Consider the following 22,715-nt stretch of genomic DNA (forward strand, 5'->3'; position numbering starts at 1 on the left):
AGGACCCCCGCCCAAATGGTCAAAGATCGAGTTTCAACACACCTGTCGCGCGCGACACACAGGGGATGAAGCGGTGGCCGCGTGCCTCCTTGGACAGGACGGCATCCCGATGGATCGGCTGTCCCGCCAGCATTGCGCATTCGCAGGTCCCGCACACCCCGTTCTCACACGAGGCCATCAACGGCACACCGGCCGCACGCAAGGCGGCCAGTGCCGTGGTCTCAGCCGAAACCTCAACCACCCTGCCCTCAGCCAGTTCTATGACGAACGGTTCCGGTGGCGCGCCATCAAACTCGGGAGGCTGGAAAGTTTCGAAATGAACAGTACCCTCGGGCCAGTGTTGAGCCGCGCGCCCCACAACCGCCATGAAGCCAGGCGGTCCGCAGTAGTATGTCTGCGCGTCGTCCGAACGGTTCGCCAGCAGCGCGGCGATGTTCTGCCGGGTCTGAGGCTCGTCGTCGAAATGGATCCGCACATTGCCGCCAGGAAGATCGCTCCCGATCGCCGCCAAGAGTGGCGTGAGCGCCCGGCTGCGGGTGAAATAGTGCAACTCGAAGGGCTTGGCCTGCCGGGTGAGCGCGCGCGCCATGGCCAGAATCGGGGTGATCCCGATTCCCCCTGCCAGCAGCAAAGTCGGCCCCTCGCCTGGCTTGAGCGCAAAATGGTTGCGTGGCGCGGAGACAGGCAGTGTGGAGCCGACGGCAATGGTTTCGTGGATCCACGCCGAGCCGCCACGGCCGTCATTCTCGCGCTTCACCGCGATGGTGTAGCGGCCAAGCTCGGTCGGGTCGCCGCAAAGTGAATACTGACGCACCTTCCCTTCAGGCAGATGGACGTCGACGTGAGAACCCGCTTCGAACGCCGGCAGCACAGGTTTGCGTGGGTGTTTCAGGTCGATGACCAGCACGTCGCCCGGCTCCTTGCGGGCGGCGGTCACGGTCAGCTTCATGATGATGCGCGGCGAGGCCATGGCGTTTCACTCGTCGATGGGCAAGATCAGATCACCGGGGCGGATCACGCCCCCGACCTCGATTGTGCAGTTCAGGCCGGAGCGGTTCAGAAGCCCCTCGTAGAGACCCGGAAGCCCGAGCAACTCCTCGATATACTTGCACGGCACATTCATCCGGGCGGCCCTGAGAATCGTTTCCCCGACCCGGAAGCGTTTGCCGACAAGATGGCTAAGCGGAACGCCTCGTGTCGTCAGATTGCGCCGGTGATCTTCGGGTGCGAGCTTGGCCTTGAAGCCCGGAATTCTGGGTTCGCCCTGGGCGATGGCGTCCAAGACTTCAGCTTCGATCAGCGTCACTTCGCGAACGTCAGGACGCGCGGAATAGGTCCCCGTCCCCAGGTAGTAGCGGTCTCCGACAACGCCTTGGCCGGCAATAAGCTGCGCCTGCGCCAGCTCCTCCATTTCATAGGAGGCGGCAGGCGCGATATGGACGTGAAGCAGCTTTCCTCGCCAGGTCATCATCGCTCTCGGAAATTCGTCCGTGGAAACCTGCTGCAAAACTGGCCTGATCAACAGCGCCAGTTGCATGGCATTTTCCCGGTCCAGTTGGCTGTTTGGAAAGAAATACGGGGGGCCCTCGGACCGTTTCAGCGCCAGCTTTCGGCGTCGCCCCGGCTCAGTTGTTCCGCGCCGGCATCGCGTCTTGCACCTGCTTGACAACCTCTCGCAGGACCTCAACGCCCTTCCCGATCTGCCGAATGCTCAAGGCGGCATAGCCCATGACAAGTCCGACGCGATCGGTGCGGCCTTCGTCCGATAGCCGTTCGTAGAGCGGCGAGATCAGGTGTAGCCCCAGGCCAGCGTCGCGGGCGGATTCGACCAAGGCCGTTTCCCGCGATCGTGGCAGGTCATTGAACCAAACCGCGACGTGCAGTCCCGCATCTGCTCCCTGGACAGTGATGCGATCCCCGAAGCTGTGCTGCAAGGCACCCAACAACGTTTCCCGACGCTCGCCGTTCAGCCTGCGCACACGGCGCACATGGCTTTCGTAGCCGCCGCTCTCGATCAACGATGCCAGCGCTTCCTGTTCAGCGACCGGCGAATGCCGGTCTGCGAATTGTTTGGCGGTTGCGAAGACCTCCTGCAATTCGGGCGGGACGACGAGGTAGCCGATGCGCAGCATCGGCGAGAGCGTTTTGGAGATCGTGCCGAGGTAGATGACAGCCCCGTGGTCCTCGAGACTGTGCAGCGGAGGGACCGGATTGATGTCGTAGCGATATTCGCTGTCGTAGTCGTCCTCGATCACATAGGCGTTGTTGTGCCGCGCCCATTTCAGAAGCTGATGGCGGCGCGCGATCGGCATGACGCCGCCCAGCGGAAACTGATGCGATGGCGTCACATAAGCCAGTCGTGCTCCGATCCCCGCTAGCAACTCGGTCCTCATCCCGTCTTCGTCGACGATGACCGGGATGGGTGAGGCACCCGTACTGGCAAAGACCTGACGCGCCATCCTGTAGCACGGATCCTCGATGACGAAACGGTCGGCGGGATCGAGAAGCAGGCGCGCGCACAGATCAAGGCCCTGCTGCGAACCGTTCACAACTATGATCTGGTCGAGGTCGCAGCTCAGGGTCCGGGCGCGCCAGAGATAGCCCTGAAGCGCCTGGCGAAGCCGGCGCGAGCCGCGAGGATCGTCATAGGCAAGACGCAGCGGGCGCTGCCCCATCGCCTCGTTCATCGCGCGTTTCCAGACCAATGAAGGGAAATCCGACGGCGCGAGGTCGCCATAGCGGAACTCGACCTTCAGCCCAGTCGGCAGATAATCTGGCCAGGGTGACGTCGCGCGCAGCCGCTCGCCATATGCGGACAGGTGGATTGGGCCGACCGGTTGCGCGTGAGTGCGCCCCGTCCCATGGCCCATCAACGAAGACGCAACGCGAGGTCGTGCGCCTTGACGGACTTCGATGAAACCCTCCGCAGCCAGTTGTTCATAGGCGACCGTCACCGTGGTTCGCGAAACGCCGAGGTCATTTGCCAGGGCCCGGGAGGATGGCAACTGACTGCCGGTTTCGTAGACGCCGCCGAGGATTTGCTCGCGAAGGGCTTCGTATATCTGGCGTGCACCCATCGCGTGCGAGCGCGCTGCAGACCCGGCACTTGAAGACTGGACCATCTCTTTCATCGCCAACTGGATATTTCACATTGGCCAGGTTGCCGTCAATCTTTCGAACCCCAAGAGAGATCGCAGAGGCCGAATGACCAGCTCCCATCAATCCGAAACCGATGCTCCCACGGGGTCGCTCAACCGCACCAGCCCCGGATTTGCCACCCGGGCGATCCATCATGGCTACGATCCGGCCGGCTTTTCCAATGCCGTCCAGCCGCCAGTGTTCCTGACGTCAACCTATGGGTTCGAAAGCGTGGCAGCAAACGATGCCGCCGCCGCCCTTGGTGGAAGGCTCTATGCGCGCGAATACAATCCCACGACCGAGATCCTCGAGCAGCGGCTCGCGAATCTGGAAGGAGCCGAGGCAGGGCTGGTTGTTGCCTCGGGGATGGCGGCCTTCGGCACTCTGATCCTGTCGCTCCTGTCCCAGGGCGATGAACTCATCGTCCACAAGACGCTTTATGCGAACACGCTTGCCATGGTCGAACAGGCGGTCCCCCGCTTCGGCATCAAGGTCGTCGCGGTCGATCTGTCAAATCCTCACAATCTCGATGCTGCGATCACCGAGCGGACGCGGCTGGTTTTCTTCGAGACGCCGGTGAATCCGCTGAGCCGCATCCTCGACATAGCGGCAATTGCCGAGCGCGCTCACGCGCGCGGTGTAAGGGTTGCAGTCGACAGCACCTTCGCCTCGCCCGCGCTCCAGCGACCGCTTGAGCACGGGGCGGACATCGTGCTCCATTCGATGACCAAGTACATCAATGGTCATGGCGATGCCCTTGGCGGGGCGCTTCTCGGCGACGCCCAGACGCTCCGTACGCTGCATGAAACGGGCCTGCGCTACATCACCGGCGCAGCGCTCTCGCCCATGTCAGCTTTCCTAATCCTGCGCGGTCTCAAGACGCTGACGCTGCGTATGGAACGGCACAGCGCCACAGCCCTTGCGGTGGCTCGGGCGCTGGAAGCGCACCCGGCGGTGGCATTTGTGAGTTATCCGTTCCTCGACTCGCACCCTGATCAGGTGACGGCGCGAAAACAGATGTCCAACGGATCGGGCATGTTGGCCTTTGGCCTCCACGCTGGATACGAAGGAGCGCGCCGGATGATGGACCGGCTCAACCTGATCATTCGCGCCGTCAGCCTCGGCGATGCCGACAGCCTCATCTATCATCCAGCAAGCCTCACCCGTGCTCGGCAGCCGATCCGCAAGGATGCCCATTTGGCCGATGGAGTCGGCGAGGATCTCATGCGTCTCTCGGTGGGGCTTGAAGACGCTGATGACCTGATCGCCGATCTGCGGCGGGCTTTGGACGTCTTGTAATGACCTGGCGTGCGGCCACCTCTGCGCTCACACATAGATCTGGAGCCTTGCCATGGCATTCCTGAGCGGTCTTTCCGCGTTCCCCATCACCCCGACCAATCGTGACGGCCGCGTCGATAGCGTTGCCCTGCGCAGGCTGATTGCTCGGCTTGGCATTGCTCAGGTCGATTCCATCGGTCTTCTCGGCAGCACCGGCACATACATCTATCTGTCGCGCGAGCAACGGCGGCGGGCGCTCTCCGAGACCTTGGACCAAACGGCGGGGCAAATGCCGGTCGTGGTGGGTGTGGGCGCGCTGCGCACCGATGAAGCCGTGGGGCTCGCGCAAGACGCCAAGGCCCTTGGAGCAGCTGCGGGTTTGCTTGCCGCCGCCTCCTACACCCCGCTTACTGATGACGAGGTGTTCGATCATTTCTCCACTGTGGCGCGCGAAAGCGGCCTGCCGATCGTCGTCTACGACAATCCAGGAACGACGCATTTCCATTTCAGTCCACCCCTTGTCAGCCGCCTGGCAAAGGTGGCTGGGATTGTCGCCATCAAGAATCCGACAGACAAAAGCGATGCGATCAAGAACCACCTGACCGCCCAGAGGCGCACACTGCCGGAAGGGTTCTCGATTGGTTACAGCGGCGACTGGAACGCCGCCGAGGCCATGATCGCCGGCGCCGACACATGGTACAGCGTCCTCGCGGGCATCCTGCCCGAGGTCTGCATGACGATCGTCACAGCGGCGCAACAGGGCGATGCGGCCGAAGCGCGACGGATCAATGCCGCGCTGGTCCCGATCTGGAGCCTCTTCAAGGAGTTCTCGAGCCTTCGCGTCGTCTATGCACTCGCTGAATTGCTCGACGTTTGCAGTGCCGAACCCCCGCGTCCCATCCTGCCTCTGCCCCCAGCAGCGAAGCGCCAGATCGCCGCCGCGTTGAAAGGTTTGCCATCGGATGCCAGCCGGTGAACAGCAAACCCCGTTCGGCAAGTGAAAGGTATTTACCCGCTCATTTCGAGAACTGATCGAAAACAACGCACTCGGCGTGCTGATAGCCATGGCTGGAGCGGTCTCGACGCCAATCACACCCCCTTCGAACTCGACAATCGACTGCGGAGGTACAGACTGCGCAGGGCACTCCGCCCATGCCGCACCGTTCGCCTTCAAACTAGGAATCGGTGGTTTATCCATTGGAATGGCATCGAGCCGGCGCTTTACTTCCGGCCCGGTGCGCGCATTGAAGCCGGTGCCAATGCCGCCGGCGAACACCAGATTTCCGTCCTCGACATTCGCCAGAGCACGCTTCCCGACCGCCGTAACTGTTGCCGGGTTCGCAGCCGATGACGATGAACTCATCACTCAGCACGCATTTTGTCTCACCCATTCTTGGCGCCGGCCGGATCGATATGGACTGACACGCAGCTTGGAGACGATGCCCATCGAGGCCGAACTGGGAGACTTGCGCGAGAATGTCGCTGCCGCCGCTGATCTCGTCGCTCAGAACGATGCCGTTTGGCGGCGTCTCAGCAGGTTAACTAGCGCTTTGCGCCGATCGACGAGTGGCCGATCGCGAAGACCCTCGCCGTCGATCTTGAGCAGGTCGAAGCCGGCAAGCATGGTCCTGACGTCTCCCGCCGCGGCCAAGAGCCCGCTGAAGACTGGGAATGCGCGACAAGCCTTCTGGTCAACGACGAACGCCTCACCGCCTATTATCGCGTCCGAGGCGCCGAGCTCGGCCACCGCCCGGGACGATAGCCGGAAACCTGAGGGTCCAGTCGTGGAGGTTGCGGGTCGAGGTAGGCCCCCATCGATAGTAGTCCCATTTCATTTCGTGTAGCCAATCAGGGCCCTGCCGGACGCGGCCGACCAGCGGTCGATGTTCGCGACGACCCGAATGTCCAGTCTCGTGTAACCCAGCCTAAAGCGGCCTGTCCGCCCAAAAAATGACATTCAGTTGCCTCCAGCCTTTCGACACGACCCACTTCACGATCTCGTAACTCGCCAACCTAGCGGCTTGTTGCTTGAGCTGCGCGTTCCTACGGTGTGGTCGCTAGGCCTCAGCAACAAGAGCTCGGTTGCCAGGCGGGCGGAGGCTCAACGAGATAGCCAGCTCAGGACAAGGAGAGCAAGCAATGGTCGCTTTTACCCTCAATGGCGAGGCGCGAACACTCGACGTCGATCCAGAGATGCCGCTGCTCTGGGCGGTCCGTGACGTCATCGGACTCACGGGAACGAAATTCGGTTGCGGGCTTGCCCAGTGCGGCGCTTGCACGGTTCACGTTAACGGCATGCCGACGCGCTCGTGCCAGACCGCAGTCGGCGACATCGAAGGAGCCTCGATCACCACCATTGAGGGTGTGTCGGGCAAGATAGGCGAAACGGTCCAGGCCGTGTGGGCCGAGTTCGACGTACCTCAATGCGGCTATTGCCAGTCTGGCCAGATCATGTCGGCCGTGGCCCTCCTTACAGAAACGCCTAAGCCGACGGACGATGATATTGATTCGGCGATGAGCGGCAACCTCTGCCGCTGCGCCACCTATCATCGCATCCGCGCGGCCATCCACGAGACCGCCAACCGGCTGGAGACTTGAGGCATGTCGCAGTTTCTCTCGAAGCATACTGCCGTGCGGCCCACGCGCCGCTGGTTCCTCGTCGGCGCGGGCGTTACCACCGGCGGCCTCGCAGTGGGCTACCGGCCAGTGCTGGCCGCGCCCGACATCGCACAAACGACCCCTGCAAAGGTTCCGGCGAACCCCTTCCAGACCTATGTCGAGATCACAAAGGAGAACCGAATCATCATCCACTCCTCGCAGTTCGAGATGGGACAAGGCTCCTATTTCGGCATCGCCACCCTGGTTATGGAAGAGCTCGACGGCGACTGGGCGCAGGTGGACGTGGTCGGCGGATATGGCAATACCGCGTTCTACGGCAATCTCGCCTGGGGCGGGGCCGCACAGGCAACTGGTGGCTCCACGTCGATGGGCTCGTCGTGGGAACGCTACCGCAAGGCGGGTGCTGCCGCACGGGCCTTGCTGGTGGCGGCCGCGGCGCAGCGGTGGGACGTGCCAGCCGGCGAGATCAAAGTCGCTTCCGGGGTCGTGTCGCACGCCTCAGGGATGCAGGCGCGCTACGGTGACCTGGCTGAAGCCGCAGCGGGAATGCCGGTTCCCGACGACGTGCCGCTAAAGCCGCGCGACAAGTGGGCCCAGATCGGATCGGACAGCCTCAAGCGCTACGATTCCGCCGGCAAGACCAACGGCGCGCAGACCTACACGATCGACCTCATGATGGAGGGACTCCAGACGGCCGTTATGATCCATCCGCCGAAGTTCGGCGCCGAGATCGAGAGCTTCGACGCAACCAAGGCCAAGGCACTCGACGGCATTGTCGATGTCGTCCAGACGCCGCGAGGCCTTGCCGTGGTTGGCAGGGACACCTGGACGGCGCTGAAGGGCCGCGACCTCGTGGAGGTGACCTGGAACGAGGAGAAGGCCGAAGAGCGCGGCACGGCCGAGATCATGGCCGAATACAACAAGGCAGCAGACGATCTGGGCGCGGCCACCGCGCGCGACGACGGTAACACTCCCGCAGCGTTCGCCAGTGCTGAGAAAATCATCGAGGGGCACTACGAATTCCCCTATCTTGTCCATGCTTCGATCGAGCCACTCAACGCGGCCGCCCGAATCAACGAAGACGGCACCATCGATGTCTGGGGCGGACACCAGATGCCCGACCTTTATCAGGCGGCTGCCGCTCAGGTAGGCGGCACCACGCCGGACAAGGTGAGGCTGCACGTGATGAAGACCGGCGGCAGTTTCGGCCGCCGCGCGGTCTTGGATGCAGATGTCATTATCGAAGCTGTTTCCACAGCGCGTGCACTGGGACGCGGCAAGCCAGTGAAGGTGCAGTGGACCCGCGAGAATGACATGCGGGGTGGGCGGTACCGGCCGGCCTATGTGCACGCAGTCAAGGCGGGGCTCGACAAGAAAGGCAATGTCGTCGCTCTCCATGACCACATCGTGGGTCAATCGGTCTTGGGCGGTTCGACCTCTCCGGCGATGATCAAGAACGGCATCGATCCAACCTCCGTAGAGGGCGCCACCAACCTGCCCTATGCGATCCCGAACCTGAAGGTCGAGCTGACCACCACGGACGTGAACATCCCGGTGCTGTGGTGGCGTTCGGTAGGCTCCACCCACACCGCTTACGCGGTGGAAACCCTGATCGATGAGCTCGCCGCCGCTGCGAACCGTGATCCGGTCGACTTCCGCTTGTCAATGCTCGGTCACCATCCACGGCATGCCGCCGTGCTTAAAGTGGCTGCTGAGAAGGCAGGCTGGGACAAGCCTCTGCCGGAAGGCCGTTTCCGCGGCGTGGCCCTGCATGAAAGCCTCTCGACCTATGTCGCCGATGTGGTGGAGATCACCCTCAACGATGAAAATGGTTTCAAGGTCGACCGCGTCGTCTGCGCGGTAGATTGCGGCACCGCGATAAATCCTGACCAGATTCGCGCTCAGATGGAGGGCGGTATCGGATTCGGGCTAGGTGCGATCCTCCAGGAGGAGCTGACCCTGAAGGGCGGTGTCGTAGACCAAGAGAACTACGATACCTATACACCGCTCAGGATCGAGCAGATGCCGCGAGTCGAGGTGCACATTGTGCCGTCCGAGGAGCCGCCCACGGGAGTTGGTGAGCCAGGTGTGCCGCCGATCGGCCCGGCCGTCGCCAACGCGCTACGGGCGGCGACGGGCAAGACTATCCGCAAGCTGCCGATTATAAAGAAGATGTCAGGAATGACACCATGAAACAGCCGCGATGAAGATCGCGCCGTTTTCGAACGCCTCCTGACAGGCGCTCATTTCCATGGGTCAAATTCCGGCGGCTGCCCGCTCGAATATCCGGTTTGGACACGGCACCCCGTGTTCTGAACGACCACAGACGGGCCTTGGCGCCGGTTCCACTGAAGAACCGCTTTCGAGACGCAAATGCGTCCACTCCATGAAGAGCACAACCTATGGAAAGCTCACAGCTAGCTACCTCCATCGCTTCGGAGACCCAGGAACCCTCAGAAAACCGAACCTCCAGAGCTCAGAGGCGCTCGTGATCACAATCGCGCTGGTGCGTGGATCATTGTTCAAGGGTTTGTCAATAGGCAGGCGAGATGGCCGATCGACATGATCTTCGCCCGATGCCCTACAAACACAATGCCAGCCGCTGTCACGGAGTCGCGAAGACGAAGGCAATGAGGGTCGACGCCGATACTCATCGTTTGGTTGACAGAGCGCTTGGAATGCCATGCGCTTCAGATCGGAGTAGCCATCCGGGAAGCCTGAAGCGCTTTGAAAACGCATGTGCTGCGGCTGTTATTCATAGCGTGGATGACTTTGATCAAAACAATCGATTTCATCACTCTTCCGGAATCGTGCATGGACAAAAAAGAGCCTCACGCACCAATCACACGCTGCTCTAACGCGTGACGAAAGCTGCCTTAGGTATAATCCAAAGGAGAAAATCTTCGATGCGCCCTGACGTGCAGTGGAGGTCGTGCCGAGAAAGTGAGTTGCAACTGGCCGACAATGTCGCGCGGTGCGACCATGGTCGCTTCGGAGAATGAAATCGGGCCAGTTCACGGGGCGGTACTGTTATTCGTCGACGGCCGCCCTTCCCAAGAACAGGCGGCATCGCAAGTTGGTTCTGCCGATGAAAACAACATCGCCGGATACATGTCAGCAGCCGCTCAGGATTGGATGATCCAGCCAAGCTCTCGGCGTGATGGCACTGTAGGCGTCACAGTCGAAGCATCTCATTGATCGTTTATGGGGCTTTCTTCGATGCCGCTGATGCCTGACGGGCGGTCGCAGCTGCAGGCGACAACACGGCCTATTTAGTTGGAACAGTCGAGGTAAGCCAATTTGGCTTCCCGTTACTATTTGGAGAAAGAAATGCTGTGTCTAGGAATCAGCGGCGGACTTGACCAAGCCCATGAAAACCGATTCGAGCGTCCGAACGCCTTTATGCACGATGGCGCCGCGGTGCTCGTCCGAGACGGAAAGGTGATAGCCGCCGTAGAAGAGGAACGCCTCAATCGAATCAAGCACTCGAACAAGCTGCCAAGTGGTTCGATTCAATACTGTCTCTCGACGGCCGGGGTTCAGCTCAGCGACATTGATCGTGTCGCGGTCTACGCCAGCGAGCCCTATGCCAACGCCATGCTTGAAGGTATGTCCGCTTCCCAACCGGACATTCTCTCCACTCCGTTGGATGCTAAAATGTTGGTGCAGAACCTGTTAGCGCGTGAGTTCGGCACTAAGTTGGACAGTTCGCGTATTTCATTCGTAGGGCATCATCAGGCGCACGCCGTGAGCGCCTTTGCAATGTCGGGCTTCGAACAAAGTCTCATTCTAGCGATTGATGGCTGTGGTGATTTCCTGTCGGGCCTTGTGGCGGTAGGGTCTGGCACAGAAATTACGCAAATCGAGGCTTTCCCGGAGGACAATTCTCTTGGGCTGTTTTATCTCGAGACGATCCGCTGTCTCGGCTACGGCATGTTCGACGAGTATAAGGTAATGGGACTCGCGCCCTATGGCGACCCCGCTCCCTATCGCGAGCTCTTCGAGCAGTTGTACGAGCTCTCCGCCAACGGTGGCTACCGTGTTCACCTCGACCGCATCGGTCCGGCGTTGCTCCGCAACATCGAGATCAGGCGAAAGGGAATGCCTTTCACCCAGCAGCATCGAGATGTGAGTGCGTCACTGCAGGAAGCGCTTGAGCGGATCGTGTTCCACATTCTCCGGCACCACCGTGAGGCCACCGGCATGAAGCGGTTGTGTCTGGCGGGAGGGGTAGCCCACAACTGCACGATGAACGGCAAGCTGCTGTATTCAGGGCTTTTCGAAGACATCTTCGTGCAACCCGCGTCTCACGACGCTGGCTGCGCATTGGGAGCTGCGCTGATAGTCTCTAACGAGATGGGCCGCCCCGCGCCGCGTGAGCGACTGCAGGAGGTCTATTGGGGTCCTGATCTCGGGAGCGACCGCGCCGTGGAACAGGAACTGAATGCATGGTCCGGACATCTCGAGGTTGAACGCTCTTATGACGTAGCGAGCAGTGCAGCCCACTGGATCACCAACGGCGCCGTGATCGGCTGGGTGCAGGGTCGTTCGGAGTTTGGGCCACGTGCGCTGGGCAACCGCAGCATTCTTGCCGACCCTCGGCCCGCTGCAAACAAGGACCGGATCAATGCCATGGTCAAGAAGCGCGAAGGCTATAGGCCTTTCGCACCATCTGTGCTGGAAGAGGATGCGAGCGAATTTTTCGACCTCCCGGACGGTAAGCACGAATTTCCATTCATGAATTTCGTCGTTCGCGTGCGTGACTCAAAGCGCGCCTTGTTGGGTGCCATTACGCACGTCGACGGTACGGCTCGGCTGCAAACAGTATCGCGCGATGCCAACCCAGCTTACTGGGAGGTCATCAATGCCTTCAAGAAGCGGACAGGCACTCCAATTCTGCTCAATACGTCCTTTAACAACAATGCTGAACCGATCGTGGATACGGTTGCAGACGCGATTGCCACATTTTTGACGACAGAGCTGGATGGACTTGTGGTCGGGCCCTTCCTGGTAAAAAAACGGGCTGCAACGCTGCAGGATTGGACTGCGCTTGCGATTTCATTGCCTCCCTCAGTCTCCCTCCATCAAACCCGTGCTTACACAGCGCGAGATCATCAGGAGACTGTCTGCGAGATTATTCCGAACCACTCCAGCATTGACAGTGTGCGAATTTCAAACGACTTGTTTAATCTACTGATGCGGATCGAGGGCGAAGCCGTGTTGCGAGATCACCTCAATATGATTGAGCCGGATCAGGCCAGGCATGCAGCTCTAATGGAGGGCCTGCGAAGACTGTGGGAGCAGCGCCTGGTTCGGTTGCATCCCTCACAAGCTGGTCGGATGGATCATGGGTCCGATCAAACGCTGGACCAGCCCAATAAGCAATCAGCCTGATAGAGATGCACCTCAAGCTCGGCCAATCAAGGGTGTTTGTCGACCCCGCCTGCGAGCTCCCGCTGTGATTACGGGGTCGTCGCCTACGCGGCGGCGCCCACCAACATCTCCATCAGTCGCTTCGGCGACAAAGCCAATCATCTCCCGTAAGAGCAAGTGCTTTCGGGCAAGGTCTGCAGGTTCAAGGAGTTCGTTGAAGGCGCCGCCAGCTGGAGCTGCGTCGAGCGCATCATCGCGCATGGTCGAGCTCGGCGCCCAAGGGAAATCGCCCAATTCGACACGCGTGCGTTTGCACCTCATTAAAAACCGCTGCGCGGGTGGTCGAGGTGAAATCGGAAGTCCGTCTGTGCCAGCCGACGACGTTCCCGCAGCGCATCCTGCACATCGCCCTCGATCGCATTCCTCAACTCGCGACATACGACGGGGCGCAGGCGCCGGAAACGAACCCGCCCACCGCAACCTGCAAACTCCCGCCTGTCCTCACGACGGAGCAATCCTGTCGCCTGACCAGGCGCGTGGAAAAGCATCACAAGGGTGACCACAGCGTCGCTTCAGGCCGTCAAACGCTATTGCCGTGCGTCAAGGCGGACTAGGTGACCCGTCGGGAAGCCGGCACCAGCGGCTTTGTCGGGACAAGACACATGCTATTGGGATTTGACCGCCGCAGCCGCGAGCATCGCTTCTCCCATCGCAATGGCCCCTTGGGCACGCAGCATTTCGCCAGGGTTCTGAATGTCGCGCAACTCTTTGTTCTGGCTGAGTTTTGATTTTCCAACCAGGCCGGTGATCTCGATCTCCAAGGCGACGATTGCCCTGACCATCGTGTCGATGAAGTCCTTCGGCGCGTCGCCCATCTTCCATGGGACCGGCTGCGAGGCTTCTTGCATGTGAGTGAGCTTCGCCACGTTGCGGCGCACATACCGCTCATCATCCCGGACAGTGATGCGTCCGTGGGCATGGACGACGAGATAGTTCCAGGTCGGCACCTGCTTGTGGAATTCATGCTTGCTCGGATACCAGTTCGGCGAGATGTAAGCGTCGGCCTCACGGAAGATTACGAGAACCTCATCGCCATTGGCGACTTCCTCCCAGACTGGGTTCTTGCGAGCGACATGGCAATTGAGAACGCCCTTGTCTCCCTTCGAGCGGTCAAGCTCGAAAGGGAGGTGGTTCGCGTCCAGCGTGCCTTTGCTTTGGGTGACGAGGATACCCAGCGGGTGTCTCTCGATAAGGTCAAACAGGGCGTTCTGATCAGGGACGGCAAAATGAGGCGGAACGTACAACGGTTTATCTCCTGTCGCGAATGTGCGGTTGTTAGTAATCGGCGGGGCCTTACGGAACGTGCCCCTGAATCTTCGCTGCCGTCGACGAGTGCCCCGGATTTCGGTGTCCACCACGCTCAAGCACCGCCATCGTGAAGTGGGCGGGCACATCAGATGCCGCCGCATATGAGTGAGGTTGGTCAGTGACAAGCCGCGCACTCTCGCCTTCGCTTAAAATTTCCACGTGGGTACCTACCACAACGCTCAGGGCACCCTGACTGACCGAGATCAGCTCGCGCGTATCCGGACTATGAGCGTCCGCGGAAAACACATCGCCCGGCATCATGACCCAGCTCCACAGTTCGAACATCGTGCGTCCCGAGGTCGACGAATGCAGTTGCGCAGAGCTTCCCTTGGCGCTCGTCCAAAGCCTCCTGGTCTCTGTCCGCTCGATGGGAAGGCGCACCGTGGAAGGGTGCTCGTTCAACAAATCGGCCACCGAGAGCGAAAACGCCGCCGCCAGCCGACACAGTATGCCGATACTGGGGTTCGCCCTACCCTGCTCCAGCGCGACCACGGTTCCCTTCGATAGGCCACTTAGTTTAGCCAGGCGATCCAGGGTCAGGCTTTGGTCACGCCTCAAGTCTCGGATCCGGGCTGCTATCGCTTGCCCAAGCGCTTGCTCGGCATCAAACGCTTCCGTAACATTGGTCATTATATTGACTTGGGTCCTCGGCTCACGTATTGCGGTCAGTATAATGACCGGCACGAAATTGCAACTGCCCGTTAGGAAGGAATAACCGATGCGTTTTGAGACGAAGGCGATCCACTGCGGCCGAGGTGTCGACGCGTCCACGGGGGCCGTATCCATGCCGCTGCACACCAGCACGACGTTCGAACGAGGCGCCAACGGGTCATTTCCGTCCGGCTTCGAATACACAAGGGATGGAAATCCGACACGCAATGCGTTCGAGGCGGCCATGGCGACGCTTGAGGGAGGGGGAGACGGCATCGCCTTCGCTTCGGGCATGGCCGCAATCGCTGCAGTTTTCGAGAGCCATCCGTCGGCGGGTCGGATCGTTCTGCCGGATGACATGTATTTCGGCATTCGTTCGCTGATCGAAGAGACCGACATTGGGTCTCGCTTCGACTTTGCCCCCGTCGACATGCGCGATTTGGACGCTTTGCGCGCCGCGGTGACATCGAAGCGGACTGGCCTCGTCTGGGTCGAGACGCCGTCAAACCCGATGATCCGCGTTGTCGACATTGCGGCCATCTGCGCAATCGCGCACGAGGCAGACGCCTTGGCGGTGGTGGACAATACGTGGGCCACCCCAGTGCTTCAACTGCCACTCGAAATCGGGGCAGACGCGGTGATGCACTCGGCGACAAAGTACATTGGCGGCCACTCGGATTTGATGGCCGGTGTCGTCATTGTCCCAAACGCGTCACCCCTCGGTCGCCCATTGCGGATGGTCCAGAAACACAAGGGCAGCGTCGCAGCGCCCTTCGACTGTTGGCTGGCGTTGCGGGGCCTGCAGACATTGCCGGTCCGCATGCGCGCCCATTGCGAAGGCGCCCAGAAAGTGGCCGAGGCCCTGGCGTCTCATCCGCGCGTCGAAAAAGTGCTCTTTCCTGGTTTGCAAACTGATCCGGGACACGATCTTGCTACGCGGCAAATGAGCCATTACGGAGCGATGCTATCCTTTATCGTCGAGGGCGGAGCCGATGCTGCAATGGCCGTGGCCGGCCGCCTGAAGATTGTTGTCCGGGCGACAAGCCTTGGCGGGACGCATTCTCTGATAGAGCATCGCGCATCCGTTGAAGGTGCGAAGTCCAAAGCGCCAGGCGGATTGCTGCGAATTTCTGTAGGGCTTGAACATCCTCAGGACATTATAGATGACCTGATGCAGGCCCTAGGCGAAACCTGCAAAGCGGGAGTCCAATGACGGGTGCAAGAACTCTGGCGCCGCTTTACGTGACGGCTGGCGCAGCCGACGATCGGCAGAACAATGTTCCTGCTGAGTAGAACGCACGTCCTCTGGTGAACCGCTACCGCCGTGTCGCATTGTCTCGGGCGTGGTGGTCGCCTGGGTGATGAACGTCTTCGGGTTTCCGGACGATGGCCACGCGCTCGACCGGATAGCGGAAATACCCAGATTTGCCGTTGACCTACTGCTGCTCGACCTCGTCGGAGATCGCGGTCAACAGATGGGATGGATGTGCTGGCACTACGGCAGTTTGACAAGCCGGCCATCGGGGCGCTAGCACCGTCCAAAGCCAAGAGTCGCAGGGCAGAACTGACCGCACCCAGCTGGCTGCGGGACCCATCAGCTAACGGCCAGGTTGGTACCTCAAGGCGCATCAGCACCATGGATGTCACATTGTCCTTGTTGCGAGCGCGATTTCGGAACTTCGTTGTGACGCAGTCTGTGCACAGAGCGCACCGCTGTAAGCAAATGAGCGGACGAACGACACCCAGTGGAGGAGAGAAGTGATGCGGCGTCAAGATCCTCCGCGCTTTGCGGCAAACACACTGATCCCTCTTCACAACCCGGTCTTTCGTTCTATCTGGACAGCCACGCAGATATCAAGCCTTGGCTGGCTGGTGCAGAGCGTGGCTATAAGCTGGCTCATGGCGACGATTTCAGCCTCCGATCTAATGGTTGCGCTCGTACAGGCTGCATCGACACTGCCCGCGTTCTTCTTGTCGATCCTTGCTGGAGCCATTGCAGACAGCTTCAGCCGCCGGGGCGTGATGCTTGCCGGACACTGCCTTATCGCACTGGCATCCACGGCGCTGGCACTCGCTGTGGGACTGGGCTTTGTTAGTCCATGGCTGATCCTGGGACTGAGTTTCTTGGCCGGATGCGGCTTTGCCTTGAACGATCCAGCATGGCACGCGTCGGTAGGCGATATCCTGGAAAAGCGCGACATACCCGCCGCAGTGACGCTGATGTCGGTGGGCTACAACGTGGTTCGGAGCATAGGACCGGCGCTGGGCGGTGTAATCTTAGCTTTGCTAGGCCCCCTTACGGCTTTCGCCCTCGCTGCGCTGAGTGACTTGGTCCCGTTGAGCGCTGTTCTGCGCTCAAAGTGGCAAGTTCGCTTTTCGCCTCTTCCGCGCGAGCGGATGACTACGGCCATTCATGATGGCATGCGATTCACGGCAATATCCTCAGAGATCAGAGTGGCGATTGTGCGTGCAACCCTATTCGGGCTGTCAAGCATCTCGATCCTTGCTCTGCTCCCCCTCCTGGTTCGCGACCAGCTGGCGGGAGGGCCAATTGTTTACGGGGTGCTATTGGCTGGCTTCGGCACAGGCGCCTTCATAGCCGGCATTGGCAGCAGCTACTTGAGACGCATTACGTCCCAGAACCGATTGATCACGCTCGCATCCGTTGCTTGCGCAACGTGTTGCCTTTTGATGGCCCTCACATCGTCGGTGGCTGTGGCGGCGATCGCGCTTGCAATCGGTGGCGCTGGCTGGGTTGTCACCTGGACCGGAACCGACGTGTGTGTGCAGTTGGCAAGCCCAAGGTGGGTCGTTGGTCGGACCCTGTCCATCTATTACGCCCTGACCTACGGCGGCATGGCAGCGGGCAGCTGGATCTGGGGTGCTGTCGCGCAGTACTATTCGCTGACGTGGGCTTTGGAAGGTGCTGCAGCGGCACTGTTGCTGGTCGCGGCTGTGGGAAAGCTATTGCCAGTGCGGCTATGGGAGGAATCGGATCAAGCGGCCGTCGACTTCAGGCCACCAGAACTGGCCCTCCCTTTGAAACCCAGGAGCGGTCCGATCGTGATCAAGGTGGAGTACTCGATACCCGAGGAGAGTATCGATGAATTTCTGAGCTGCATGCGCGAAAGGCGGCGCGTTCAGAGCCGCGCCGGTGCGCGGGACTGGACCCTCCAGCGCGACCTTCAGAAGTCGACGCTTTGGACCGAGACATTCCGCACGCCGACATGGACGGACTATCTTCGTCTAAACCATCGGCTGACGGTGAATGACAGGGAGGTAGGCGAGCGCCTTGCCGCTCTGCACATGGGTGATTCTCCGCCTCGCATCTCACTTTCAATCGAGCGGTCGACAAGCCCCGCCCCCGGCAGCCAAGTCCAGCCTGTGCCTTTTGTATCGCGCCCGTGAGATAACCAAGACTTGTCTGGGCTTGGACACGGAACGAGCTACTCCTTGATTTGTCGAGCCTGCCCGGATTGCAAATCGTTCCGGCCGGTTAGGCGAGCATGAGAATTCGCGCGGCAATTATGTCAATCACGGGTCCCATGTTCAGCCCGCCCCCTCTGCCGCCAGATCGGCTTGAGCACGGATTCAGGTCGCCCATCCTTTGCATAGCGGCGGGCAACGAATAGCAAGGGGGCGGAGGGTATCCTCGTCTGCGAAGCGGGCAGAGGAGGAATCCGCAAGGCGGGTTGCTGGGGAGAGGGGTCGCGCGCCTCTTTCCGCCTCACTTAGAAAACGTGCGGCCAAGCACGTTCATGTCGGCCGTGGGCGGCCGCAACAATTGCCTACAAGGCGCAAGCGTCGTCACATATTAAGCGTAGTCGCGCGACAACCATCCGTGGTCACGCGCAATCCTGCGAATTGTCAAGCGGAGACAACGATCGCGGCACCAAGCAAAGTGGCGAACCCGATTCTGCTCGGGAGATCCCAAAGCTCTCCGAACCCTATTAGATCCATGAAGCGAAACACGGCGCCCTGAAGCAGGTAAAGCAGCAGTGTGCTCTGACCAAGCTCCACCGCAACAAAGCGAGCTACGCGAGTTGAATGGCCAACTCTCCAGCATAGGAACATAAGCTGCATTGTGACTGCAGAAGTTGCTACGGAGCCAATGAACATCAGCAACACTTGTCTCGCCGACTCTCCATCGTGATCGAAACGAGATTGTTGTAGACGTAAGTCTCCCTTCCCCAAACAAGAAAGCACACTCACGGCGTGCCGAGCAGCTTGGCCAAGGAGCCGCACTGGGGCCTCCGGAGTGAGTGTTATCGCTCAAGCAGCCACGTCGGCGCGGCCTAAAATCTTCGATGAGCGCGTCAGGAGAGCGTCGATCTCCACATTTCTTCCAGGAGATCGTCCCCACATCATCATGGCCACGGCTCTAACGGGCTGGTGCCCTCCCTTTCCCGTTTTTTGTCTCGATGCTCGGTTGCGCCGCCCGCCGGGGCAAGGCAAAAAAATCGTCGAGGCTGAGCCCCCACTGCGGCTTCGGCGAAATATTCATCCACGGGTTCGCATCACCGCGGGCAGCGGGCGAGTTCGTCGATAGGAGTGCGGATGGAAGTAGGCGATGCACATCGTCACCAGCGGCTCAGATTGTGTGAGCTCCACGGCTCGCTGGTTTCCGCCGACGACGGCGCGGACGGCATCGGTATGCGCAGAGCGGGTCCGTCGGCTTGGCGTCAGTTTCGGGACAAGGGGCTATTGCTGGTCGCGCGGCGCTGAGTTGGGCGGAAGGATCGACGGCGCAACCCGGGGCTCCCGCGCGACGAGCAGGTTTTTTTCCCGGTCTGACCTGGCCTCGACTCCAGATGTCGCGATGACCGACGTGGCCGGCGCGATTGAACGGGTCTCATGCCCAAAGCTGCCTCGGTGCCCAGTAGCGGCACCGCATGACCCACCCGGCGCTGCTCGAAGTAAACCGCGGCCAGCCAACATCCGAAGGTGCGCCAGACCCGATGTCGCGGCGGCCTGATGGCTCCGGCGCCGTGCCGCGGCAGAAAGCTGCCGATCTCGTCTGGCATGGTCGCTGACCGCATCGTCACCCGGGCCATCGCAGCGACTTTTCTCCGTTACAAAGTCCCCGCGGGACGGACTGCCAGTTCACGCCAGGGCCAACAGCACCCGCAGGGGCGACCGCCGCGTCTGCCGGTCCTGCGAGTAGAATAAGATCGGGAAGTGCGGCTTCATCCTCGATGCCAGAGCTCGCTTCGCCGTACCGCGGCCGCCATAGCCCCTTGCGCTATCACGAGTCAGCCCACCTTTCTAGCTGGCAGCCATCGGGAGCCGATCCGCAACCACAGGGCGGCACCTGTCGGCCCGGCTTCCGTGTCAACGCAGAACATGATGCATATTCCCAGCGCTTTTTGACAGAGCGAACTACAAAATGCAGAACACTGACTCTCCGCCAAATGAATGCTGCGAGCAAGCAGCAGGCGGAGGAACTCCGTCTGGGCTGAGTACCTGTTTCAAAGTGAACAAATAAATTGTAGCCAGTTCACGAAACGCCAGGCCCGCTCCTCTGCCGTCCGATCGTCCAGGAAATCCCCTCGGCGCGCACCACGCCAGACACCTCCTTGCCGATATGATGCTCAAGCACCGGCCGCCAGGGCACCAGCGTGAACTCGCGCGATTTCTCGATGACAGCGTATTTTCCGCCGGCGAGCTCGACGCAGCGGCGCAGCGTACCGTCTATTCGATTGCCATGCTGCGCTTCAGAATACGAGAGCCCGAGTTCGTCCGAGAGCTGACTGGCAACACGGTTCAGCTCTCGTTGGCGCAGCATTGAAAGCATGTTGGCGCGATAGATGACCCGATCCTGCGCATCATGGGCAAGACCTTGCGCGATCAGCCACTGCTGTCGGCGGGCCTGGACCTGACGTACTTCTCGACCGAAGCCAGAGTCGCGCAAGGACTCAGGGTGGGCTGATACCAGCTCCTGGTCGATCCAGGTGGCGCCGTCAAAGCCTACTTGGCTCTCCAGCGGCATTGATGAGAGCTTGTCGACGACAACAGGCTGGGCCCTCGCTCGTTGACGCTCGTAATCCGCGACGCGGTTGAGATGGTCGGGCGCGACTGTCCATGTGCCGTCCGGCTCGCGCTCGACGCCACCGGTCGCACGGCGGATCGCCTCCAGTCGCCGCACGTGCGTTTCGGCAAAGCGTTCGGTGGCCGAGGGGTCATGCTTGAGATGGATATCGATGCTGTAGCGCCCGTCGTTGACCGTGGCGATGCCGGCAATTGTGCGGTCGACTTTTCTTGGCCCGGTGTCCCTCGGCCTGATCCGCACTATGCAGCCTTCTGGTGTCGGTTGGGTGGCCTCGCCTTTGCCGATATCAAAATAGTGACTTTTGCCGTCCACGCCGTCGACGACGAGGTAATGGCGGTCAGTGATTTCGTCGGCCAGCCCGCGCCCGACGACACGTCCGACCACGGTTTGGGCCGACCCGTCGGATCGATCGTGGATAAGATAGTCGGCGGCACTGCGGACGAGCCCCTTGCCGGTCAGCTCGCGATGGATGGTCTTGACAATGTCGCCGCGCTCGCCGATGCGGCGTAGCGTGGCTTCGAGCTCATCCACCAGGCGCCAGCGACCCGAAGGCATCTCCTCGGCAAGGCCCATCCGCTCGAGCTTGCGCAGGCGGCCCTGGTGCAGCGTCTGGCGAAAGGTGTCTCGGCTGGCTGGTGAGACATGCCCCTCGTCGCGCATGCGCATCAGCTGCCGGTCGATGCTGGTGAAGCGTTCCTGCTCCATCTCCTGGCGCAAGCGCTGCTCGATCTCGCGGTCGGTGCGCGGGCCAAGGTCGAGGCTAACCAGTTCGGCTGCGCGCTCGCGCAGGCCAGAGGAGATGTAGTCCCGCGCGATGACGAGGTTTTCGCCGTGATCGTCCCTGCCGCGCACGATGATGTGGGTGTGAGGATGGCCGGTGTTGAAATGGTCGACGGCCACCCAGTCTAGCCTGGTGCCGAGGTCTTCTTCCATTTGCGCCATGAGGCGCCGGGTGAGCAGCTTCAGGTCATCATACTCGATACCGTCTTCAGGGGCGACGATGAAGCGGAACTGATGACGGTCACCGTTCGCGCGATCGAGAAAGGCCCTGCCGTCCGCGTGGTCTTTGTCGGCAGCGTAGAGCTCGCCACGCTCGCCTTCCCGGGTGACGCCGTCGCGCTGGAGGTAGCGGAGGTGCGCACGAGCTCCGTCGACTCCCTTGCCGGCCAGCTTGACGATGCGTGCCTTGACGACTGCGCGCCGCTGCCGAAACGCCGCGTGGCGGTCGCGTGCTCTAAGAACGGCGGCAGCAGCCCCGCCGCGCCCCACCCGGCTTCCGATGAAGCGGCTGCCGCGTCCGCTCCTGCCGCCTGCTCGGTTGACCGCGGCCTGGACCTGGCCAGCGTAGCGTTTGCCCGCCTTCGAGCCGCGCGAGCCAATTTTGCCGAGCCTCGGCGTGAATTCGTCATCCTGCATGCGGCCTCCGATGAACCAGCAGCAAAATCAGAGGCTTGCGCGCCAGACCCTCCTGGACCCGCAGGCAACCTCCTGGGAAAACGATGTGCAGACAAACACTTCGCCGCCTCAGGAGGCGATGCCTTTATCTTGCCTTCCGCGGACCTGCCTCCCTGCCCCCCCCGCCCGAACCGCGGTAGCCGCTGCCCTCACCTGCGATCCGGCCGGCCTGACCTTGCTCGCTCCGATCCGAGCGGCACCAGGAGTTGGCCATTCGGGCCGGTCACGGAAACACCGTTTCGGAGGAAAAACAGCGACTGCCCGGAAGGGATTCCCGGCGCGCTTTTGGAACGGGATTTGTCGGTGAGCGCGTCCATATCAGCGGCCGAAATGCCCGCCGCCTTGACCTCTTCCAGATACGAAACCGTCTCGCTGGGCAGTGGCCGCCCACGCTGCAAATGCTGTTCGTAGCGCTCCGGCCCGGCGTTATAGGCTGCAAACAGGCCTGGAAATCCGAAGCGGTCATACATGGCGCGCAGATAGGCAGTGCCTGCCAGAATGTTGTCGCGAGGGTCGTGCGGGGCGGCTCCCAGGCCAAGCTCTGCGCGCAACTCCTCGTAGGTGCCTGGCATCACCTGCATCAGGCCAATGGCACCGGCGCTCGACGTGACCGGCCGTCCATTGAGCCTTGTCTGCCCCCGGCTTTCGGCATCCATGACGGCATAAATCCAAGTCTGTGGAATGCTGAAACGCCGGCTTGCTTCGGCTACGAAGGGCTGCCATCTTGCAAGCTGCGGACTATGGGAGATGACGACCGGCTTCGTGTTGGTCGCCGCGGAACAGG

At 61.1% G+C, this 22,715-nt stretch carries 14 protein-coding genes and 1 pseudogene; 7 read left to right on the plus strand and 8 right to left on the minus strand.

Annotated features, from left to right (window positions below; all coding sequences use genetic code 11):
* Window positions 1-19: 19 nt before the first annotated feature.
* The 3 genes from NLY42_RS00135 to pdxR all read right to left on the minus strand — a co-directional run bounded on the left by NLY42_RS00135 (window position 20) and on the right by pdxR (window position 3,122).
* Window positions 20-970, minus strand: coding sequence for a PDR/VanB family oxidoreductase (locus NLY42_RS00135; RefSeq protein ID WP_023697831.1), 951 nt, complete (start codon window positions 968-970; stop codon window positions 20-22).
* A 6-nt stretch (window positions 971-976) separates the two neighbouring features.
* Window positions 977-1,468 carry an MOSC domain-containing protein gene (locus tag NLY42_RS00140; protein ID WP_023704114.1) on the minus strand — a complete coding sequence of 164 codons (492 nt, stop codon included), beginning with the start codon at window positions 1,466-1,468 and terminating at the stop codon, window positions 977-979.
* 157 nt (window positions 1,469-1,625) lie between these two features.
* On the minus strand, window positions 1,626-3,122 hold the full coding sequence (pdxR, locus tag NLY42_RS00145; RefSeq protein WP_023753781.1) for a MocR-like pyridoxine biosynthesis transcription factor PdxR: 1,497 nt from the start codon (window positions 3,120-3,122) through the stop codon (window positions 1,626-1,628).
* A gap of 82 nt (window positions 3,123-3,204) precedes the next feature.
* On the opposite strand from pdxR, the gene NLY42_RS00150 reads away from it, so the two are divergent.
* The 5 genes from NLY42_RS00150 to NLY42_RS00170 all read left to right on the plus strand — a co-directional run bounded on the left by NLY42_RS00150 (window position 3,205) and on the right by NLY42_RS00170 (window position 12,429).
* The gene (locus NLY42_RS00150; RefSeq protein WP_023697828.1) at window positions 3,205-4,437 is read left to right on the plus strand and encodes a trans-sulfuration enzyme family protein; all 1,233 of its coding nucleotides are present in this window, start codon (window positions 3,205-3,207) and stop codon (window positions 4,435-4,437) included.
* A 52-nt stretch (window positions 4,438-4,489) separates the two neighbouring features.
* Window positions 4,490-5,392 carry a dihydrodipicolinate synthase family protein gene (locus NLY42_RS00155; RefSeq protein ID WP_023685525.1) on the plus strand — a complete coding sequence of 301 codons (903 nt, stop codon included), beginning with the start codon at window positions 4,490-4,492 and terminating at the stop codon, window positions 5,390-5,392.
* Window positions 5,393-6,555: 1,163 nt separating this feature from the next.
* On the plus strand, window positions 6,556-7,014 hold the full coding sequence (locus NLY42_RS00160; RefSeq protein ID WP_023689394.1) for a (2Fe-2S)-binding protein: 459 nt from the start codon (window positions 6,556-6,558) through the stop codon (window positions 7,012-7,014).
* Window positions 7,015-7,017: 3 nt separating this feature from the next.
* Window positions 7,018-9,228, plus strand: coding sequence for a xanthine dehydrogenase family protein molybdopterin-binding subunit (locus NLY42_RS00165; RefSeq protein ID WP_023753780.1), 2,211 nt, complete (start codon window positions 7,018-7,020; stop codon window positions 9,226-9,228).
* A gap of 1,137 nt (window positions 9,229-10,365) precedes the next feature.
* The gene (locus NLY42_RS00170) at window positions 10,366-12,429 is read left to right on the plus strand and encodes a carbamoyltransferase family protein (RefSeq protein ID WP_023753779.1); all 2,064 of its coding nucleotides are present in this window, start codon (window positions 10,366-10,368) and stop codon (window positions 12,427-12,429) included.
* 644 nt (window positions 12,430-13,073) lie between these two features.
* On the opposite strand, the gene NLY42_RS00175 is transcribed toward NLY42_RS00170, so the two are convergent.
* Together NLY42_RS00175 and NLY42_RS00180 are read right to left on the minus strand one after the other, a co-directional pair.
* Window positions 13,074-13,712 (minus strand): FMN-binding negative transcriptional regulator, encoded by a 639-nt coding sequence (locus NLY42_RS00175; RefSeq protein ID WP_023672382.1) that lies wholly within the window; start codon window positions 13,710-13,712, stop codon window positions 13,074-13,076.
* 49 nt (window positions 13,713-13,761) lie between these two features.
* Window positions 13,762-14,406, minus strand: coding sequence for a helix-turn-helix domain-containing protein (locus NLY42_RS00180; protein WP_023709150.1), 645 nt, complete (start codon window positions 14,404-14,406; stop codon window positions 13,762-13,764).
* An 88-nt stretch (window positions 14,407-14,494) separates the two neighbouring features.
* Here NLY42_RS00180 and NLY42_RS00185 point away from each other — a divergent pair, with 88 nt between their 5' ends.
* Window positions 14,495-15,640 (plus strand): trans-sulfuration enzyme family protein, encoded by a 1,146-nt coding sequence (locus NLY42_RS00185; RefSeq protein WP_023685532.1) that lies wholly within the window; start codon window positions 14,495-14,497, stop codon window positions 15,638-15,640.
* Window positions 15,641-16,188: 548 nt separating this feature from the next.
* On the plus strand, window positions 16,189-17,835 hold the full coding sequence (locus NLY42_RS00190) for an MFS transporter (RefSeq protein ID WP_023704122.1): 1,647 nt from the start codon (window positions 16,189-16,191) through the stop codon (window positions 17,833-17,835).
* A 406-nt stretch (window positions 17,836-18,241) separates the two neighbouring features.
* Here NLY42_RS00190 and NLY42_RS31660 read toward each other — a convergent pair.
* The 3 genes and pseudogenes from NLY42_RS31660 to NLY42_RS00205 all read right to left on the minus strand — a co-directional run.
* A pseudogene (locus NLY42_RS31660) lies at window positions 18,242-18,635 on the minus strand (nodulation factor fucose acetyltransferase NolL); the annotation flags it as partial.
* A gap of 1,289 nt (window positions 18,636-19,924) precedes the next feature.
* Window positions 19,925-21,892, minus strand: coding sequence for a relaxase/mobilization nuclease RlxS (rlxS, locus tag NLY42_RS00200; RefSeq protein WP_023753777.1), 1,968 nt, complete (start codon window positions 21,890-21,892; stop codon window positions 19,925-19,927).
* A gap of 188 nt (window positions 21,893-22,080) precedes the next feature.
* Complete coding sequence (locus tag NLY42_RS00205; RefSeq protein ID WP_023685537.1) at window positions 22,081-22,587, minus strand: lytic transglycosylase domain-containing protein; 507 nt, start codon at window positions 22,585-22,587, stop codon at window positions 22,081-22,083.
* Window positions 22,588-22,715: the final 128 nt, after the last annotated feature.

The organism is Mesorhizobium sp. C372A, assembly GCF_030323245.1.
Taxonomy (GTDB): Bacteria; Pseudomonadota; Alphaproteobacteria; order Rhizobiales; family Rhizobiaceae; genus Mesorhizobium.

Coding starts and splice junctions, on each gene's coding strand:
- NLY42_RS00135 (WP_023697831.1), bottom strand. CDS start 970: ATGGCCTCGCCGCGCATCATCATGAAGCTGACCGTGACCGCCGCCCGC.
- NLY42_RS00140 (WP_023704114.1), bottom strand. CDS start 1,468: ATGACCTGGCGAGGAAAGCTGCTTCACGTCCATATCGCGCCTGCCGCC.
- pdxR (WP_023753781.1), bottom strand. CDS start 3,122: ATGGTCCAGTCTTCAAGTGCCGGGTCTGCAGCGCGCTCGCACGCGATG.
- NLY42_RS00150 (WP_023697828.1), top strand. CDS start 3,205: ATGACCAGCTCCCATCAATCCGAAACCGATGCTCCCACGGGGTCGCTC.
- NLY42_RS00155 (WP_023685525.1), top strand. CDS start 4,490: ATGGCATTCCTGAGCGGTCTTTCCGCGTTCCCCATCACCCCGACCAAT.
- NLY42_RS00160 (WP_023689394.1), top strand. CDS start 6,556: ATGGTCGCTTTTACCCTCAATGGCGAGGCGCGAACACTCGACGTCGAT.
- NLY42_RS00165 (WP_023753780.1), top strand. CDS start 7,018: ATGTCGCAGTTTCTCTCGAAGCATACTGCCGTGCGGCCCACGCGCCGC.
- NLY42_RS00170 (WP_023753779.1), top strand. CDS start 10,366: ATGCTGTGTCTAGGAATCAGCGGCGGACTTGACCAAGCCCATGAAAAC.
- NLY42_RS00180 (WP_023709150.1), bottom strand. CDS start 14,406: ATGACCAATGTTACGGAAGCGTTTGATGCCGAGCAAGCGCTTGGGCAA.
- NLY42_RS00185 (WP_023685532.1), top strand. CDS start 14,495: ATGCGTTTTGAGACGAAGGCGATCCACTGCGGCCGAGGTGTCGACGCG.
- NLY42_RS00190 (WP_023704122.1), top strand. CDS start 16,189: ATGCGGCGTCAAGATCCTCCGCGCTTTGCGGCAAACACACTGATCCCT.
- rlxS (WP_023753777.1), bottom strand. CDS start 21,892: ATGCAGGATGACGAATTCACGCCGAGGCTCGGCAAAATTGGCTCGCGC.
- NLY42_RS00205 (WP_023685537.1), bottom strand. CDS start 22,587: ATGGATGCCGAAAGCCGGGGGCAGACAAGGCTCAATGGACGGCCGGTC.